General features: G+C 76.1%; 15 protein-coding genes. 6 read left to right on the top strand and 9 right to left on the bottom strand.

The window, feature by feature from the left end; genetic code table 11:
• Positions 1–280: 280 nt before the first annotated feature.
• Positions 281–2,158 (top strand): ABC transporter ATP-binding protein, encoded by a 1,878-nt coding sequence (locus tag OG455_RS33550; protein WP_266300051.1) that lies wholly within the window; start codon positions 281–283, stop codon positions 2,156–2,158.
• Between the two features lie 32 nt (positions 2,159–2,190).
• On the opposite strand, the gene OG455_RS33555 is transcribed toward OG455_RS33550, so the two are convergent.
• The 5 genes from OG455_RS33555 to OG455_RS33575 form a co-directional block, all read right to left on the bottom strand.
• The gene (locus tag OG455_RS33555) at positions 2,191–3,012 is read right to left on the bottom strand and encodes a sulfotransferase domain-containing protein (protein ID WP_266300052.1); all 822 of its coding nucleotides are present in this window, start codon (positions 3,010–3,012) and stop codon (positions 2,191–2,193) included.
• Between the two features lie 127 nt (positions 3,013–3,139).
• Complete coding sequence (locus OG455_RS33560) at positions 3,140–3,640, bottom strand: universal stress protein (RefSeq protein ID WP_266300053.1); 501 nt, start codon at positions 3,638–3,640, stop codon at positions 3,140–3,142.
• Between the two features lie 85 nt (positions 3,641–3,725).
• Positions 3,726–4,739 (bottom strand): NAD(P)/FAD-dependent oxidoreductase, encoded by a 1,014-nt coding sequence (locus OG455_RS33565; protein WP_266300054.1) that lies wholly within the window; start codon positions 4,737–4,739, stop codon positions 3,726–3,728.
• A complete protein-coding gene (locus OG455_RS33570; RefSeq protein ID WP_266300055.1) occupies positions 4,736–5,257 on the bottom strand; it encodes an isoprenylcysteine carboxyl methyltransferase family protein in 522 nt (173 codons plus the stop codon). Before OG455_RS33570 ends, OG455_RS33565 begins: the two co-directional genes overlap by 4 nt.
• 6 nt (positions 5,258–5,263) lie before the next feature.
• On the bottom strand, positions 5,264–6,328 hold the full coding sequence (locus tag OG455_RS33575; RefSeq protein ID WP_266300056.1) for a type III polyketide synthase: 1,065 nt from the start codon (positions 6,326–6,328) through the stop codon (positions 5,264–5,266).
• Positions 6,329–6,425: 97 nt separating this feature from the next.
• Between OG455_RS33575 and OG455_RS33580 the strand changes: the two genes are divergently transcribed.
• Complete coding sequence (locus tag OG455_RS33580; RefSeq protein WP_266300057.1) at positions 6,426–7,310, top strand: UbiA family prenyltransferase; 885 nt, start codon at positions 6,426–6,428, stop codon at positions 7,308–7,310.
• A 60-nt stretch (positions 7,311–7,370) separates the two neighbouring features.
• On the opposite strand, the gene OG455_RS33585 is transcribed toward OG455_RS33580, so the two are convergent.
• The 3 genes from OG455_RS33585 to OG455_RS33595 all read right to left on the bottom strand — a co-directional run bounded on the left by OG455_RS33585 (position 7,371) and on the right by OG455_RS33595 (position 11,011).
• Positions 7,371–7,640, bottom strand: a complete 270-nt coding sequence (locus OG455_RS33585; protein WP_266300058.1) for a hypothetical protein — start codon at positions 7,638–7,640, stop codon at positions 7,371–7,373.
• 91 nt (positions 7,641–7,731) lie between these two features.
• Positions 7,732–7,929 (bottom strand): hypothetical protein, encoded by a 198-nt coding sequence (locus OG455_RS33590; RefSeq protein WP_266300059.1) that lies wholly within the window; start codon positions 7,927–7,929, stop codon positions 7,732–7,734.
• 175 nt (positions 7,930–8,104) lie between these two features.
• Positions 8,105–11,011 carry a LuxR C-terminal-related transcriptional regulator gene (locus tag OG455_RS33595; RefSeq protein WP_266300060.1) on the bottom strand — a complete coding sequence of 969 codons (2,907 nt, stop codon included), beginning with the start codon at positions 11,009–11,011 and terminating at the stop codon, positions 8,105–8,107.
• 177 nt (positions 11,012–11,188) lie between these two features.
• Between OG455_RS33595 and OG455_RS33600 the strand changes: the two genes are divergently transcribed.
• The 4 genes from OG455_RS33600 (at position 11,189) to OG455_RS33615 (ending at position 15,025) form a co-directional block, all read left to right on the top strand.
• A complete protein-coding gene (locus OG455_RS33600) occupies positions 11,189–13,546 on the top strand; it encodes an arylsulfatase (RefSeq protein WP_266300061.1) in 2,358 nt (785 codons plus the stop codon).
• 79 nt (positions 13,547–13,625) lie between these two features.
• A complete protein-coding gene (locus OG455_RS33605) occupies positions 13,626–14,048 on the top strand; it encodes a DUF6325 family protein (RefSeq protein WP_266300062.1) in 423 nt (140 codons plus the stop codon).
• Positions 14,049–14,083: 35 nt separating this feature from the next.
• Entirely contained in the window at positions 14,084–14,407 is a 324-nt protein-coding gene (locus OG455_RS33610) for an SHOCT domain-containing protein (protein WP_266300063.1), read from the top strand.
• An 18-nt stretch (positions 14,408–14,425) separates the two neighbouring features.
• The gene (locus OG455_RS33615; RefSeq protein WP_266300064.1) at positions 14,426–15,025 is read left to right on the top strand and encodes a cadmium resistance transporter; all 600 of its coding nucleotides are present in this window, start codon (positions 14,426–14,428) and stop codon (positions 15,023–15,025) included.
• A 7-nt stretch (positions 15,026–15,032) separates the two neighbouring features.
• Here OG455_RS33615 and OG455_RS33620 read toward each other — a convergent pair whose 3' ends face one another.
• Entirely contained in the window at positions 15,033–16,055 is a 1,023-nt protein-coding gene (locus tag OG455_RS33620) for a formylglycine-generating enzyme family protein (RefSeq protein WP_266300065.1), read from the bottom strand.
• Between the last annotated feature and the right edge of the window lie 110 nt (positions 16,056–16,165).

Below are 16,165 nucleotides of genomic sequence, written 5' to 3' on the forward strand. Positions count from 1 at the left end.
CTTGTCCCGCACCGGCACCCGCCCGCCCACCGCCGGGCCGGCCACCCTGGGTCTCGACGTCGCCCCGGCACCCGCCACGGCCACTTGCGGCCGGCGCGTTCCTCGGCGTGCGGGTCCCGGACCTTCGGCTCCCCGGCTGCCGACCTCCGCCGTACGGCGGCACATGATCTGAGTGGCTGTCAAATCACTTTCCACCGACGGTGGGTATTTCTTCACCCGAGTGCCTGACGTGGCACCGGCAGCACGGGCGGAGGCCACCGGTGGCGGCAGGATGGGGCCGGTGTCCACCGATGCTCCCGCGAGCCCCGCCGTCCAGCCCGAGCTGAACTTCGGCTGGGACGATCCGCACCACCACCGGGTCGGCTCGGCCGGTCTGCGCCAACTGGCGGCCCGGGTGCCCTCGGCGCTGGCCGACGCGGCCCGGCTCGGCTGGGCGGCAGACCCGCGTGCCGTTGTCCAACTGGCGCTCGGCCAGGGCCTGGCGGCGGTCACTGCCGCGCTCGCGCTGGCCGCGACGGCCAAGGTGATGGCCGCCCTGCTGCGGCCGGGGCCGATCGCCGGGCAGCTGCACCACGCGCTCCCCGCGCTGCTGGTGGCGGCGACGGCCGCCGCGGTGCGGGCCACCGCGGACGCCGTGGCCCAGTACGCCGCCACGAAGTTGGGCCCGCAGGTCGCCGCGCTGGCCGACGAGCGGATCCTGGCGGACACCCCGGAGGTCGAACTCACCGCCTACGACCGCCCGGACTTCAACGACGCGCTGCAGGCCGCCACGCTCGGCGCGCTGGCCACCCAGGAGCTGATCCCCGACGCCCAGCTGCTGATCGCCGCCGCGGCCCAACTCGCCGCCGCCGCCGTGGTGCTCACCCTGCTGCACCCGGTGCTGCTGCCGCTGCTGCTGCTCGCGATGCTCCCCAAGGGCGCCGCCGCGCTGGCCGCGGCCCGGATCGCCCACCGCACCGAGCACACCAACCTGGCCGACCAGCGACTGCGCTACCTGCTCTGCCAGCACAGCACCGAGCGCCGCACGGCCGCCGAGGTGCGGGCCGGGACCATGGCGCCGTTCCTGCGCCAGTGGTACGCCCAGCTCACCGCCAGGATCGGGCACCGGCACCGGGCGGCCGCGCCACGCACCCTGCTGGTCACCCTGGCCGGGGCCGGCACGACCGGCGCGATGCTCGTGCTGACCTGGCTCACCGTGGGCCTGCTCGCCGCCTCCGGAGCGATGAGCCTGGCCGTCGCGGCCACCGCTGTGGTCGCCGTGCGAACCTCCACCGGCGCGCTCACCGCGCTGGTGCTGGCCGGTGCCCGGCTCTTCCGCACCTCGCTGCACCTGCAGGACTGGCGCGACTTCCTGGACCTGGCCGCCGCCCTGCGCGCCACCCGAGGCCCGCGCCGGATCGACGCCGCCGGCCCGCGCGAGATCCGCGCCGCCGAGGCCTGCTTCGGCCACCCGGGCGCGGCGCCGGGGCGGCTCGCGGTGGATCGGGTGAGCCTGACCCTGCGCCGGGGCGAACTCGTCGCCCTGGTCGGGGAGAACGGCTCCGGCAAGACCACCCTGGCCCGGCTGCTCACCGGCCTCTACCTGCCCACCGAGGGCACGGTCAGCTGGGACGGCACCGACCTGGCCGAGGCTGATCCGCACTCGGTCCACGCCCGGGTCGGCCTGGTGCCGCAGGACTACACCCGCTGGCCGATGGCCGCCCGGGAGAACATCACCCTGGGCCAGCCGCGCGGCGGCGACGACCTGCTGCACGCGGCCGCCGCGGCGGCGGGTGCCGACAGCGTGCTGGCCGGGCTGCCGCACGGCCTGGACACGCTGCTCGCCAAGTCCTTCTGGGGCGGGCACGACCTCTCCGGCGGCCAGTGGCAGCGCTTCGCGGTGGCCAGGGCGTTCTACCGCGAGGCCTCCGTGCTGGTGCTGGACGAGCCCACCTCGGCGATGGACCCGCGCGCGGAACACCAGGTGATCAGCCGTTTCAAGGAGCTGGCCGCCGGGTGCGTGGCGCTCTTCGTCACCCACAACCTCGCCAACACCCGGGTGGCCGACCGGATCATCGTCCTGCACCAGGGCCGGATCGAGGACGAGGGCACCTTCGACGAACTCCTCCGCCGCGGCGGCCGCTTCGCCGAGCTGCACCGCCTCTCCCAGGACCGTTAGGAGTTGCCGGACACCCCCTGGCCGGCCGGCGGTCAGGCCAGGTCGGCGGCCAGGGCCAGCGGCTGCCAGGCCGGCACCAGCCGCTCGGTGATCAGGGCGTCGGCCCAGGCGATCTGCGCGGCGCTCAGGTAGTCGCGGTGGCCGCCGACCACCCCGCGCCTGGTCTTGAACGACTCCGGGTCGTCCGGGCGTCCCGGGCGCAGCCGCTCCGAGCGGAACGCGTCCGCGAGCTCCATCCCCCGCATCCGGCCGAAGCCGCCGAACTCCACGGCCTCGCGCAGCGTGCCCGCACCGGGCGCCGGCAGACCGCAGAACTCGAGCACCCGGGCCAGCTCTCCGGCGGTGTCGGCGCCCAGCCGCTCGTAGGAGGTGAGCAGGAACCCGTCCGGCACGGCGCGCGCCGCGTGCCAGATGTTCCAGAACTCCACGCAGGTGCGCAGGCTGCCCCGGCGCTCCGTCAGGAACGCGCCCAACTCGCCAGGGTACGGGTCGCCAGGGCGCCGGCTGCGCTGGAAGTACTGCGAGACGATGGTGTCCCGCAGGTCCCGGGTGAGGAAGACCACCTTGCGGTCGTGGTACCAGCCCTTGTCGCCGGAGAGCTCCTCCGGGGTACGCCAGGCGACCCGGTCGTCGTGCCAGAAGATGATCCGCGGCACGCGCGGCTCGACCTCGGAGAACGCGGGCAGCCGCAGGTCCGCGCAGAGCTCCATCGGCAGTCCCCAGTGGGCCGAGATGGCCTTCGCCATCATGACGCGCAGCCAGGTGCGCCCGCATTTGGGGAAGGAGATGACCACGACCTCCGCGTCGTCCGCGTCGTCCACGGCGCTGTGTCCCGGCCGGCTGGGGTTCGTCATGCCCGCCAGTCTGGGCGGCCGCCGAGCACCGGGCAACGGCGCACGGCGGCCGCCCGGGGACGCACCGGGCGTGCCGCGTGCGCCCCCGCCTGGACCCGGGTCCTGACCTCGGCGGTCCGGACAGCTCCTAGTCGCGCTGGTCGCGGCCCGGCTCGTCGGCCGGCACGACGACGACCGGCAGGGTGGCGTGGTGCACGACCTCGGTGCTGGTCGACCCGAGGGTGAGGCGTCCCCAGGCGCCCGACCCCCGGGAGCCGACCACCAGGAGCGCGGCGTCCCGGCTCGCCTCCAGCAGCACCTGGGCCGGCCGTCCCGGCTCGCAGACGACCTCCACGGGCACCTCGGGCGCGCCCAGTTCCCGCCGCAGCTCCTCGACGGAGTCGCCCACCGCCTGGAGCACCAGATCGCGCTGCTGCGGCATCGGCTGGCCGCCGGGGCCCGCCATGGCCGTGCGCTCGAAGCCGGAGTGCAGGGTGGGGGTGTACTCGTACGCGCAGACGGCCCGCAGCGCGGCGCCGCGCAGTCGCGCCTCGGCGAGCGCGAAGAGCACCGCCTGCCGGGCCGGAGCCGAACCGTCGGTGCCGACCACGATCGGCGGGACCTGGCGGGGAGCGGGAGCGTCGGTCATGGGGCACCTCCGGGGCTGGACGAGCGGGCGGTACGAGCGGGTTGGACGAGCGGGTTGGACGAGCGGGGCGGTACGAGCCGGCCGGTCAGCCGAGTTGGTTGACCAGCGCGGCGAAGACGGCGGGCGCGCGGGTGGCCAGCGGGACGATCCCGGGCGCCAGCAGCGGGCGGGCGCGGATCCGCACCAGCGCCTCGGTGAGCAGCCGGTGGCGCCAGGAGGCCTGCCGCCAGGCCGCCTCGTACTGGCGCGGCCGGTCCGCGCGCACGCAGCGCACCAGGTGGGCCGCGCCGGCCAGGGCGAGGGAGAGGCCCTCCCCGGTGAGCGCGTCGATGTAGCCGGCCGCGTCGCCGACCAGCAGGACCCGCCCGGCCACCCGGCTGCGGACCCGGCGGCGCATCGGCCCGGCGCCGCGCACCGCGGAGCCGGCCCGCGCGGGCAGCAGCCGGGCGAGGGCGGGGAACGCGGTGAGCAGCTCGTCGAAGGGCGCCCGCTCGGTGGTCAGCACGGCCACGCCGATCAACTCCGGGCCCAGCGGCGTCACGTACGCCTCGCTGCGCGCGGACCAGTGCACCTCGACGCAGTCCGTCCAGGGCGCCACCGCGAAGTGGCGCCGCAGCCCGTGCCGGGGCGGCCGCGGGTCGGGGAGCTCCAGGCCGAGCTGCCGCCTGATGGGGGAGTGCAGGCCGTCGGCGGCTGCGAGGTAGCGGGCGGTGAGGCCGGCGGTGGTGACGCCGTGGGCGTCCTGGTGGACGGGGCCGGCCTTCAAGGGCAGGACCGGCACGCCGAGTTCCGCCGCCCGCCGGGAGAGCGCCGCGTGCAGCACGGTCCGCCGCACGCCCAGGCCCGCGCCGTGCCGGAACCGGCCCTCGGCGAGCCGGTGGGCGTCCAGGTAGCGGATGCCGTGCAGCGGCTGCCCGGCGGTGGTGACGCCCAGTTCGGCCAGCGCGCGCACGCCCCCGGGCAGCAGGCCCTCGCCGCAGGCCTTGTCGATCGGGGCAGGTCGCGGCTCCAGGACCACCGCCTGAAGGCCGGCCTCGGCGGCGTGGATCGCGGTGGCCAGGCCGGCGGGGCCGCCGCCGGCGATCAGCAGGTCGATCACGCCGGTACCGGGACGCAGCGGGTCAGCGCGGCGTTCTCGCAGCGCAGCCGGGTGGCGAGCAGCGGCAGGTCGAGCAGGGTGAAGGCGGTCGCGGTGAGCCAGGCGCTGTGGACCAGCGGCAGCGCGGCCCCTTCGAGGACGACGGCCAGGTAGTTGGGGTGGCTGAGCAGCCGGTACGGTCCCGCGGCGACCAGCGGCAGCCCCGGCACCACGATGACCCTGGTGTTCCAGCGCGTGCCCAGCGTGGCCACGCACCACCAGCGCAGGGCCTGGGCGGCGAGCGCGAGGGCGAGCATCGGCCAGCCGAGCGCGGGCAGGAACGGCCGGTCGGCGAGCCGGACCTCGGCCAGGCAGCCGACCAGCAGCCCGGTGTGCAGCAGGACCATCACGGGGTAGTGGCCGCGCCCGTACTCGACGCCGCCGAGCGCGCGGCTCCAGGCGGCGTTGCGGCGCGCGACGAGGAGTTCGGCCAGGCGCTCGGCGGCCACCAGCAGGATCAGCAGGGTGTAGGGGGGCATCCGGGCCTACCAGCGCAGCAGGACGAGTTCGGAGCAGAAGCCCGGCCCCATCGCGAGCAGCAGGCCGGGGGAGCCGGGCGGCGGCGGGCGCAGCGCGAGGGTGTCGCGCAGGATGTGCAGCACCGAGGCCGAGGAGAGGTTGCCGACCTCGGCCAGCGAACGCCGGGTCAGCTCCAGCGCCGAGCCGTCCAGGCCGAGCGCCTCGCTCAGCGCGGTCAGCACCTTGGGGCCGCCCGGGTGGGCGACCCAGCCGGTGATGTCCGGTGCCTTGAGGTCGTGCTCGGCCAGGAACGCGCCGACCTCCTCGCCGACGTGCAGGCGCACCAGCTCGGGCAGTTCCGCGCCGAGCACGATGGTGAAGCCGGTGTCGCCGATGTCCCAGCCGAGCGCCCGCTCGGTGCCGGGGTACAGCCGGCTGCGGGTGGCCACCACCTGGGGCCCGGTGGACTCCGCGTGCCGCGGGTGCTCGCGCCCGACCGCCACCAGCGCGGCGGCGCCGTCGCCGAAGAGCGCGCCGGCCAGCAGGTTGGGGGTGGAGGTGTCGGCGCGCTGCAGGGTGAGCGAGCACAGCTCGACCGAGAGCAGCACGGCGACCTGGCCCGGGTGGCCCACCAGGTAGTCGTGCACCCGGGCCAGGCCCGCGGCGCCGCCCACGCAGCCCAGGCCGAAGACCGGCACCCGCTTCACGTCGGGGCGCAGCCCCACGCGTCCGGCCAGCCGGGCTTCCAGGGAGGGCGCGGCGATGCCCGTCACGGAGGTGGAGATCACCAGGTCGACGTCCTCGGGCGCCAGCGAGGCCGCGGCCAGCGCGCCGGTCAGGGCCTGCTCGGCCAGGTCGAGGCCGGCTTCGATGAAGTGGTCGTTGGCCTGGCCGAAGCCGCTCAGCGCCGGGTAGCGCTCCAACGGGAGGACCAGGTGGCGGGCGCGCACGCCGGCGGTGGCGTGCAGCCGCTCCAGGACGCCGGCCTCCCCCTCCCCGGGGCGGCACATCGCGGCGAGCGCCGCGGTGATCTCGCCCTGCTCGTAGCGGTGCGGCGGGAGCACCCCGTGGACGCCGGCGATTCTTGTCATGGCGGTCAGAATAGGCGGAATCTGACTGTTCATCAGGAAATGGGCAATGCTCGGCATTTCGCACGTTCCGCACGCTTCGCCCGGTCTACGATCAGACGTGCCCATCGCCGAAGCCCAGCGCGGTGCCGCGGCCGCCGAGGCGCTGCCCGGCCCGCTTCGGCGGGTGCGCGCGCTGTTGGCGGCCGCGCACCCCGCCCCCGCGTTCGCCGTCACCGCCGTGATCACCGCGCTGGCGGCCGGCGCCGGCCGGGGAGCGGCGGGCAGCGCGCTGGTGGCGGCGGCGGTGCTCGCCGGGCAGCTCTCGGTGGGCTGGAGCAACGACCGCCTCGACCTGCGGCGCGACCTCGCCACCGGGCGCGCGGACAAGCCGCTGGTCGCGGGCACGGTGGGCGCCCGCGCGGTGGGCACGGCCGCCGGGTGCGCGCTGCTGCTCTGCGTCCCGCTGTCGCTGGCGAGCGGTCTCGCGGCCGGCGCGGCTCATCTGGCCGGGGTGGTCGCGGCCTGGGCCTACAACCTCGGCGCCAAGCGCACGGTGCTCTCCTGGCTGCCCTATGCCGTGGCCTTCGGGCTGCTGCCCGCCTTCGTCACGCTCGCGCTGCCGGGGCACCCCTGGCCGGCCGGCTGGGCGGTGGCCGCGGGGGCGCTGCTGGGCGCGGCCGCCCACGCCACCAATGTGCTGCCCGACCTCGACGGCGACCTGGCGACGGGCGTGCGCGGCCTGCCGCAGCGCCTGGGCCCGCGCCGCGCGCGACTGCTGGCCGCCGCGCTGCTGCTCGCCGGGGCGGCGGTGCTGGTGCTGGGGCCGGGCGGACGGGTCGGCGGCGCGGGTCTGGCCTCGCTCGCCGCCACCGGCCTGCTGGCGTGCTGCGTCGCGCTGCCGCCGCGTGCGGGGCCGGGTAGCCGGCTGCCGTTCCTGGCCACCCTCGCGCTGGTCGGCCTGGACGTCGCGCTCCTGCTGCTGCGCGGCGCCGCGCTCACCTGAGGGGGCGGTGGCGCGCGGGGCGGGGGTGCGCTCGGGGCGCGACGGCCGGCGGGTCCGGTCTCAGCCGCAGTGCCGCAGGATCCACCGGGTGCCGCGCTCGGCGCCGGTGCAGCGGCGGCGCAGGTGCCGGGTCGGCCCGTGCGAGGGGTCCTCGGGCGGCGAGCCGGCCGCCGCCTCGGTCAGCTCCCGGGCCCGGTACTTGAGGTCGAGCAGCAGGGCCGGGTCGGGATCGGGGGCCGCCCGCAGCCGGTCGTAGGCCGCCGCCAGGGCCGCCAGCGCGGGGGCCAGGTGGGGCGGCGTCCGCTGCGGGTGGGGAAGAAGCGTTGCCATGTTCCCTGCTCCTCTTGTCCTCTTGTCTCCTGTGCTTCGTGCTACTTCGTGGTGCTTCGTGGTGCTTCATGGTGCTTCGGTGGTGCCCCGCTCAGTCGGGCAGCTGCCGCAGCTCCAGCACCCGCAGGCCCAGTGACTGGAAGCGCAGCAGCACGCCGTCCAACTGGGCCTCGTCGGTCACCGGCCCGAAGAAGACGGTCTGGTCGGGGACCGGGCTGCGGTCGAACTCGGGGAAGGCCTCGGCGAGCGTCTCCGAGACGATGCCGACGACGCGGAATTCGTAGCGCATACGAGCACTTCCCTCGACAGCGAGGAGCGAAGCGAGGACCGAGGACCGAGGAGCGGGGCAGGGCGCTCGGTGCGCCGGCGTTCCTCCACCGTCCATGGCGTTCCTCTGCCGTCCATGGTGCGCCCCGACCACCGGGCGCGGCATCGCCCGGTACGGACGAGCCGCCTGGGCGCCCTCACAGCAGCCCCAGGTCCTGGGCCCGGCGCACCGCCTCGCTGCGCCGGGTCACCGAGAGCTTGCGGTGGATGCTGCGCAGGTGGGTCTTGACCGTGTTGGCGGAGACGTAGAGCGCGGCCGCGATCTCCTCGGTGGAGAGCAGCAGCGCGGCCTGGCGCAGCACCTCGGTCTCCCGCTCGCTCAGCGGCTCCGCCACCGGGGGCGCGGCGCCGCCGCCCGGGCTCGGGCGGCCCCAGCCGGGTGCGGGCAGCCAGCCGTGCGCCCGGGCCAGTTGGGGGTCCTGGCGGAGCAGCCGGCGCACCCAGGGGCCGCTCTCGGCGAAGATCCGCCGCAGCTGCTGGGGCCGCGCGAGCGCGAGTGCCTCGCGCAGCAGGCGGTGCGCCTGCTCGGTGGCACCCGTCGCGGCGGCGGCCTGCGCCTGGAGCAGGCAGGCCTGCGCCCTGCTGGTCGCGGTGGCCGAGGGTTCGGCGGCCAGGCCGGCCAGCGCCGCCGCCGCCTCCTCGCGCCGCCCGGCCGCCAGCAGGGCGCGGGCCAGGGCCACCCGGTGCTCGGGCCGGTCGGACACCACGGCGTCGAGCCCGTCGAGCCCGTCGAGCCTGTTGGGCCTGTCGGGCCCGTCGAGCACGGCGAGCGCGCGCCGCGGGTCGCCGTGCGCCAGGTGCGCGCCCGACTCGGCGATGGCCAGCTCGTCCACGCTCCACCCGCTCAATCGCGCCGGCGCGCCGGTCCCGTCCGTCCCGTCCGTCCCGTCCGTCCCGTCCGTCCCGTCCGCCGTCTCAGGGCCGGCGGTGCCGGCGGTGCGGACCGCGCGCACCGCGCCCAGCGCGGCCGCCCAGTCGCCCTCGGCCGTGGCCAGGCGGCAGGCTATGACGGCGGCCGCCACCTCGGCGGCGGGCTCCGGCGGCGGCCCGCCGGGGCCGGCGGTGGCCAGGGCGAGCTGGGCGCGGGCGGTGCGCAGGTCGTCGTGCTCGGCCGCCACGCCGGCCAGCACCAGGTGGTCCACCCCGGCCCGGCCCCCCGGCGGTATCGCGGCCCGCTCGGCCGCGGCCAGCGCCGCCCGCGCGTGCTCCGCGGCCTGCCGCAGCCGCCCGCGCAGCAGCTCCACCAGGGCGAGCGAGCCCAAGGCGTCGCAGAGCGGGTACTCCGTGCCCGGCGCCGCGCAGGCCTCGACGGCCTCGGTCAGCTCGGCGGCGGCGCGGGCGAGCCGGCCGGCGCCGAGCTCGGTGGCGCCCAGCGCGGCCGGCACCATCGCGCCGAGCTCGGGGTGCCGCGCGCGCAGCGCCGGCGGCAGTGCGCGCAGCAGCCGGCGGGCTTCGGCGGCCGCCGCGCGGGTGCCCGCCAGGTCGTGCCCCAGCCGCCCGCCGAGCACCCCCAGGAAGGCGCGGCTGAGCCGGCGCACCGGGTCGGCCGCCGTGCCATCCTCGGCCAACCGGGCATCCGCGTGCCGCAGCGCCGCCGCGCAGCCGTCGAGGTCCAGCTCGGCGAGGCGGCAGGCCGCCGCCACCAGGGCCGGGGCCGTGCCGTCCGGCTCGGGCGGCATGGCGGCGAAGGCGTGGCGCAACAGCTGGGTGTCCAGACCGGTGAAGAGCCGGCCGACGGCCAGGTCGTCGATCAGCAGCCCGGCCGCCAGCGGCCAGTCGGCGGCGGCAGCGGCCTGGGTGACGGCCTCGGTGAGCTGCCCGGCCCCGGCCAGCCAGCGCGCCGCCCGGCCGCGCAGCTCGCCCTCCAGGCCGGGGCAGCGGTGGCGCAGGTGCGCGCGCAGGACTTCGGCGAAGAGCGGGTGCAGCCGGTACCAGGCCGAGCCGCCGAGCTGTTCGAGGAACGCGTTGTCGCGGGCCAGCCGGGCCAGCGTCCAGGCGGCGTCCGCCCGGCCGGTCAACGCGTCGGCGAGCGCCGGGTGGACGCGCTCGGCGACGCAGGCGCGCAGCAGCAGGTCCTGCGCGGCCGGTGGCTGCGCGGCCAGCACCTCGGTGAGCAGGTAGTCGGCGATCGTGGTGCGGTCGGCCGCGAACTCGCGCACGAACGCCTCGGGGTCGGCGGCCTCGCGCATCGCCGGCGCGCAGAGCCGCAGCCCGGCCGCCCAGCCCTCGGTGCGCTCCAGCAGCAGCCGCAGGCCGGCCGCCGAGAGCGCCAGGCCGTGGGCGCGCAGCAGCGGTTCGGCCTGCTCGGGGGTGAACCGCAGCTCCCTGGCGCGCAGTTCGACGATCTGGCCGGCGGCCCGGTAGCGGTGCAGCGGCAGCAGCGGGTCCGTTCGTGCGGTGAGCACCAGGCGCAGGCCCCCGCCGGCGTGGTGGAGCACGAACTCCAGGTCGTCGGCGATCCCGCGCGCGTACGCCGCGTCGATCCGGCCGACCCGGTCATTCCGGTTGATCTGGTCATTCCGGTTGATCTGGTCGATCCGGTCGATCTGGTCGAGCACCAGGGCGGTGCACTCCGGCGCCTCGGCCAGCCCAGCGGCCAGCCGGGTCAGCAGCGAGCGGTCCACTCCCTCGGCGCGGGTGGGCCGGCCCAGCCCGGGCGGCAGCTTCACCCCGTGCCGGTCGAGGGCCTCGATCAGGTAGGCCCAGAAGACCCCGGGCGCGTCGTCGGCCTCGACGGTCAGCCAGGCCGTCGCGCGCGGCGCCAGGCCCAGGCGCACCCAGTGCGCGGCGAGCACCGTCTTGCCCGCCCCGGCCGGGCCGCTGACCAGGGTGAGCGGCCCGCGCGCCCCGGCCGTCAGGCCGGCCAGCAGCGCGGGGCGGCGCACCAGCGGCTCGGGCGGCGCGGGGACGGCGAACCTGGCGGCCAGCAGCGGGTCGCCCGACGGCGCCGGCCGTCGGTGGTCCGGCGGGCCGGGCGGTGGGGGCGTCGCGTTGTTCCCCATGGCGGTCACCGAGGTCCAGGTGGGGGTCGGGTCGCGCGGCATCCGGACGGGGTTCGGTGGGACGGGGTCCGCGACCGGTGCGCACCTCCTACTCAACCCCCGCGCACGGGTGATCACCAGTGCGGATCACCTGCCCCGGGTGATGCGGGTGCCGGTGCCGGGGCCGCAGGCTGGACACCGGGCCGGCTCCGTGGCCGGACCACCCGTGAGGAGAGCGCCATGGCCAAGCCATTCCGGGGTGTCGTCAACCTCGACATCCGCGACTCGGTCCCGGACTGGGGCCCGTACGAGCAGCCGAAGGCGCCGCCCGGCTCGCCCAACATCCTGTACATCGTGCTGGACGACGTGGGGTTCGGCGCGATGAGCTGCTACGGCGGCCCGATCGAGACGCCGAACATCGACCGGATCGCGGCGAACGGGCTTCGCTACGGCCAGTGGCACACCACCGCGCTCTGCTCACCGACCCGCTCCTGCCTGCTCACCGGCCGCAACCACACCACCAACGGGATGGCCTGCATCAGCGAGTGCGCCGTCGGCTTCCCCGGCGCGAACGGCCACATCCCGCCGCAGTGCGCCAACCTCGGGGAGATCCTGGTCGAGCGCGGCTACAGCACCGCCCTGGTGGGCAAGTGGCACCTGTGCGCCGAGGACGAGATGAACCTGGCCTCCAGCAAGCACAACTGGCCGGTCGCCCGCGGCTTCGAGCGCTTCTACGGCTTCCTCGGCGCGGAGACCAGCCAGTGGTACCCGGACCTGGTGCACGACAACCACCCGGTGGAGCAGCCCGCCACCCCGGAGCAGGGCTACCACTTCGGCGTCGACATCACCGACAAGGCACTGGAGTTCATCGACGACGTGAAGGCGATCGCCCCTGACCGGCCGGTCCTGCTCTACTACGCGCCGGGTTGCGCGCACGCGCCGCACCAGGTGCCGCACGAGTGGACCGAGCGCTACCACGGCCGCTTCGACGCCGGGTACGAGGTGCTGCGGGCGCAGACCCTGGAGCGGCAGAAGGCGATGGGCCTGGTGCCGCGGAACACCGAACTGCCGCCGCTCAACCCGATCGGCACGCCCGCCAGCCGCAGCGGCCCCGGGGGAGAGCCGTTCCCGCCGCTGGACTTCACCCGCCCCTGGGACAGCCTCTCCGCGGACGAGCAGCGCCTCTTCTCCCGGATGGCCGAGGTGTACGCGGGATTCCTGACGCACTGCGACGACCAGATCGGCCGCCTGCTCGACTACCTGGAGGCCAACGACCAGCTGGACAACACCATCGTCGTGGTGGTCTCCGACAACGGGGCCAGCGGCGAGGGCGGCCCGGACGGCTCGGTCAACGAGAACAAGCTCGCCAACGGCGTGCCGGACGACCTCGCCGAGAACCTGGCCATGCTGGACGACCTGGGCAGCACCAAGACGTACAACCACTACCCGAACGGCTGGGCGATGGCCTTCAACGCCCCGTTCAAGATGTGGAAGCGCTACTCGTTCAACGGCGGCACCTGCGACCCGTGCGTCATCTCCTGGCCGGCCGGCATGCGGGCCCGCGGCGAGGTCCGCGACCAGTACCACCACGCCGTCGACCTGGTGCCGACGCTGCTGGACTGCGTGGGCGTCGAACTCCCCGACGCGGTGAAGGGCTACACCCAGCTCCCGCTCGAAGGCGTGAGCATGCGGTACAGCTTCGACTCCGGCAGCCTGCCCACCGCCAAGCACACGCAGTTCTACTCGATGCTCGGCTCCCGGGGCATCTGGCACGACGGCTGGAAGGCGGTCACCACCCACCCCACGCTCAGCGGCTGGAGCCACTTCAGCGAGGACACCTGGGAGCTCTACCACACGGCGGAGGACCGCGCCGAGCTGCACGACCTCGCCGCCGAGGAGCCCGGCCGGCTGGCCGAGTTGATCGGCCTCTGGTTCCACGAGGCCGGCGCCCACCAGGCGTTCCCGCTGGACGACCGCTCGGGTGTCGAGATCATCACCAACCCGCGCCCCCAACTCGCCCCGCCACGCTCCCGCTACGTCTACCACCCCGGCGGCGCGGAGGTGCCCGAGTCGGTCGCGGTCGCGGTGCGCGGGCGCTCCTTCTCGATCGGCGCGCTGGTGGACCTGGCGGGGCCGGGAGCGTCCGGTGTGCTCTTCGCGCACGGCGGCCGGTTCGGCGGGCACGCGCTCTACGTCAAGGACAACCGGCTGCACTACGTCTACAACTTCCTCGGCAGCCATGAGCAACTGATGCGCGCGAACGAGGAGTTGCCGACCGGGTCGCAGGTGATCCTGGCCGCCTCCTTCGACAAGGACGGCGAGGACCCGCCCGGCACCGCCCGCGGGATCCTCAGCCTCTACCACGGCGACCGCAAGGTCGGCGAGGGGCGGATCATGACCCAGCCCGGCAAGTTCAGCGTCGCGGGTGAGGGTCTCAACATCGGCCGGGACGGCGGCGACGCCGTGACCGACGACTACCCCGGCACCCGCCCCTGGGCCTTCACCGGCGGGACCATCGACCGGGTGGCCGTCGACGTCAGTGGCGAGGCCTTCCTCGACCTCGAACGGGAGGCCGCCGCGATGCTCTCCCGCGAGTAGCGGGAGCGGGAGCAGCGGGAGCGGGAGTACCGCCACGACAGCGCGCGACAGCGCGCAGGACAGGAAGGGAGTGCCGGCCATGGATGTGGGACCGGTCGAGTACGTGGTCATCGCCTTTCCCGGCAACCACTTCAGGGGCGAGATCGAGCCCGAACTGCGCCGGCTGGTGGAGAGCGGCACGGTGCGGATCCTCGACCTCACCTTCATCAAGAAGGACGCGGAAGGTCTGGTCAGCTACCAGGAGTTGGAGGCCCTCGGCCCGGACGAGGCGTCGGTCTTCGACAACATCGACGGTGAGGTCGGCGGCCTGCTCAGCGAGCAGGACCTCGAACTCGTCGCGCGGGAGCTCGCCCCCGACTCCGCCGCCGCGCTGATCGTCTGGGAGGACACCTGGGCCGCCCCGATCGCCGGGGCGATCCGGCGGGCCGGCGGCCTGCTGGTGGAGCACGAGCGGATCCCGGGCCCCGTGGTGGCCCAGGCGCTGGCCGCCGCCGCCGGCTGACCGGTCGGCGGCATCGAGTCGAGAGGAGCACGAGGATGTTGGGACGCGCAGTACGTCGAGGCGGTCGGCCGGGTCTGCTCGGCACGGCGGCGCGCACCGCGGTGGTCGCCGGTACCGCGACCGCGGTCTCCGGACGGGTCTCGCGGCGCCAGGCCGACCGCTACGCCGGTCAGCAGGTCGAGGCCGAGCCGCCGCAGGAGCAGGCCCCGGCCCCGGCGCCGGCCGCCGCCGCGCCGGGCGGGAGCGGGCTCAGCGAGGAGGACCTCAACGGTCTGGAGCGGCTGGCCGCGCTGCACCAGCAGGGCGTGCTCTCCGACCAGGAGCTCGCCGCCGCGAAGGCCCGGATCCTGGGGATCTGACGTGACTGGCCGCCGGCCATGACCGGCTCACTCGCGTGGGCGGCCACGGCGGCGGCCGCGTTCGGCGCCACCAATGTCGACAACCTGGTGCTGCTGACGCTCCAACTCGCCGGCCGGCACCCACCGGGCCCGGGCGGGGCGCGGGACCGGGCGTCGAGGTCCGGGCCCGCGCTGCGCGGGCAGTACCTGGCGCTGCTCGTGCTGCTGGCGCTCAGCGCGCTGGGCGCGGCCGGCCTGCTGCTGCTCCCGGCGCGCGGCGCGGCGCTGGTCGGCCTGGTGCCGCTCACCCTGGGCGTCCGCGCGCTGCTGCGCCGCGGCCCGCAGCCCGTCGCACCGGCCACGGGCCGCGCCGGTACCGGGGCGGTGGCGCTGCTCGCCCTGACCTGCGGCGCCGACAACGTCGCCGTCTACACCCCGCTGCTCGCCCGGGCCGGGTTCCCCGGCGCGCTGGTGCCGGTGGCGGTCTTCGCCGCCCTGGTGCCCGTGCTCTGCGGCCTGGCGCTCTGGCTGGCCCGCCGCACGGCCTCTCTGGGTCGGCTGCGGGCGCTGGGCGAGCGGGTCTTCCCGGCCTTCCTGATCACGGTGGGCCTGGTGGTGCTGCGCGGCGCGCTGCTCTGAGCCGCCGTCAGGCCGGTTCGGAGCGGCCCGGCCCGGACGGGCCCGGCGGGCGGGGCCCGGTCGCGTCGGCGACGCAGCGGAACCCCAGGTGGCAGGTGGCGGTGTCCTCGGTCTGTCCCTGCCGGGCGGCCGGGCGGTAGCGCAGGCAGTAGTCGGGGGCGCAGAGGAACGAGCCGCCCTTCACCACCCGGCGGTGGAAGCCGTTCTGGCTGTGCCGCTCCACCGGCCCGGCGGTGCGCGGATTGTGCGGCGTGCAGCAGGGCCGCGGCGCCGGGTCGGGGTGGTGGTCGTCGTAGTAGTCGGCCGTCCACTCCCAGACGTTGCCGGCCATGTCCGCCAGGCCGTATCCGTTGGGTGGGAACGAGCCGACCGGAGAGGTGCCGTGGAAGCCGTCCAGCGCGAGGTTCTCCCAGGGGAACCGCCCGTGCCAGGTGTTGGCCAGGTAGCGGCCCTTGCGGGTGAACTCCTCGCCCCAGCAGAAGACCGCCCCGTCGAGGCCGCCCCGCGCGGCCCGCTCCCACTCCGCCTCGGTGGGCAGCCGCTTGCCGAGCCACGCGGCGTAGGCCTGGGCGTCCGCGAAGGAGACCTGGGTGACCGGGTGCAGCTCGCGGCCGTTCAGCGTGCTGGGCGGCCCCTCAGGGCGTCGCCACTGCGCGCCCGGGGTGTAGGCCCACCAGCGCCGGAAGTCGTCCAGCGGCACCGGTCCCGGGGTGGGGCGGAAGACCAGCGCGCCGGGGACGAGCAGCGCCGGGTCCGCTCGCGGGTACGCCGCCGGGTCCAGCGGCCGCTCGGCGAGGGTGACGTATCCGGTCGCCTTCACGAACCGGCGGAACTGGGCGACGGTGACGGGTGCCGCGTCCATCCAGAAGCCGTCCACGGCCACCGGCCGGACCGGCCGCTCCTCGGGGTAGAACCGCGCCGAGCCCATCCGGAAGCTGCCGCCCGGCACCCACACCATGCCCTTGGCCGGCGGGCGGTCCGGCGCGGACGGTTGCCGCGGCGTGGCCGGCGTGGGCGGTGTGGGCGGCATCGGTGCGCGCTCCCTCCGGTCGGGCACCGCGCGGGGCGCCGCCTGCCGGGCCGGGCGCCCGGTCGGGGTCAGCCTAGGGCGATGGCGGGTCCGGCCGTCGGAGGCCGCTC

It is taken from the genome of Kitasatospora sp. NBC_01287 (assembly GCF_026340565.1).
Lineage (GTDB): Bacteria > Actinomycetota > Actinomycetes > Streptomycetales > Streptomycetaceae > Kitasatospora.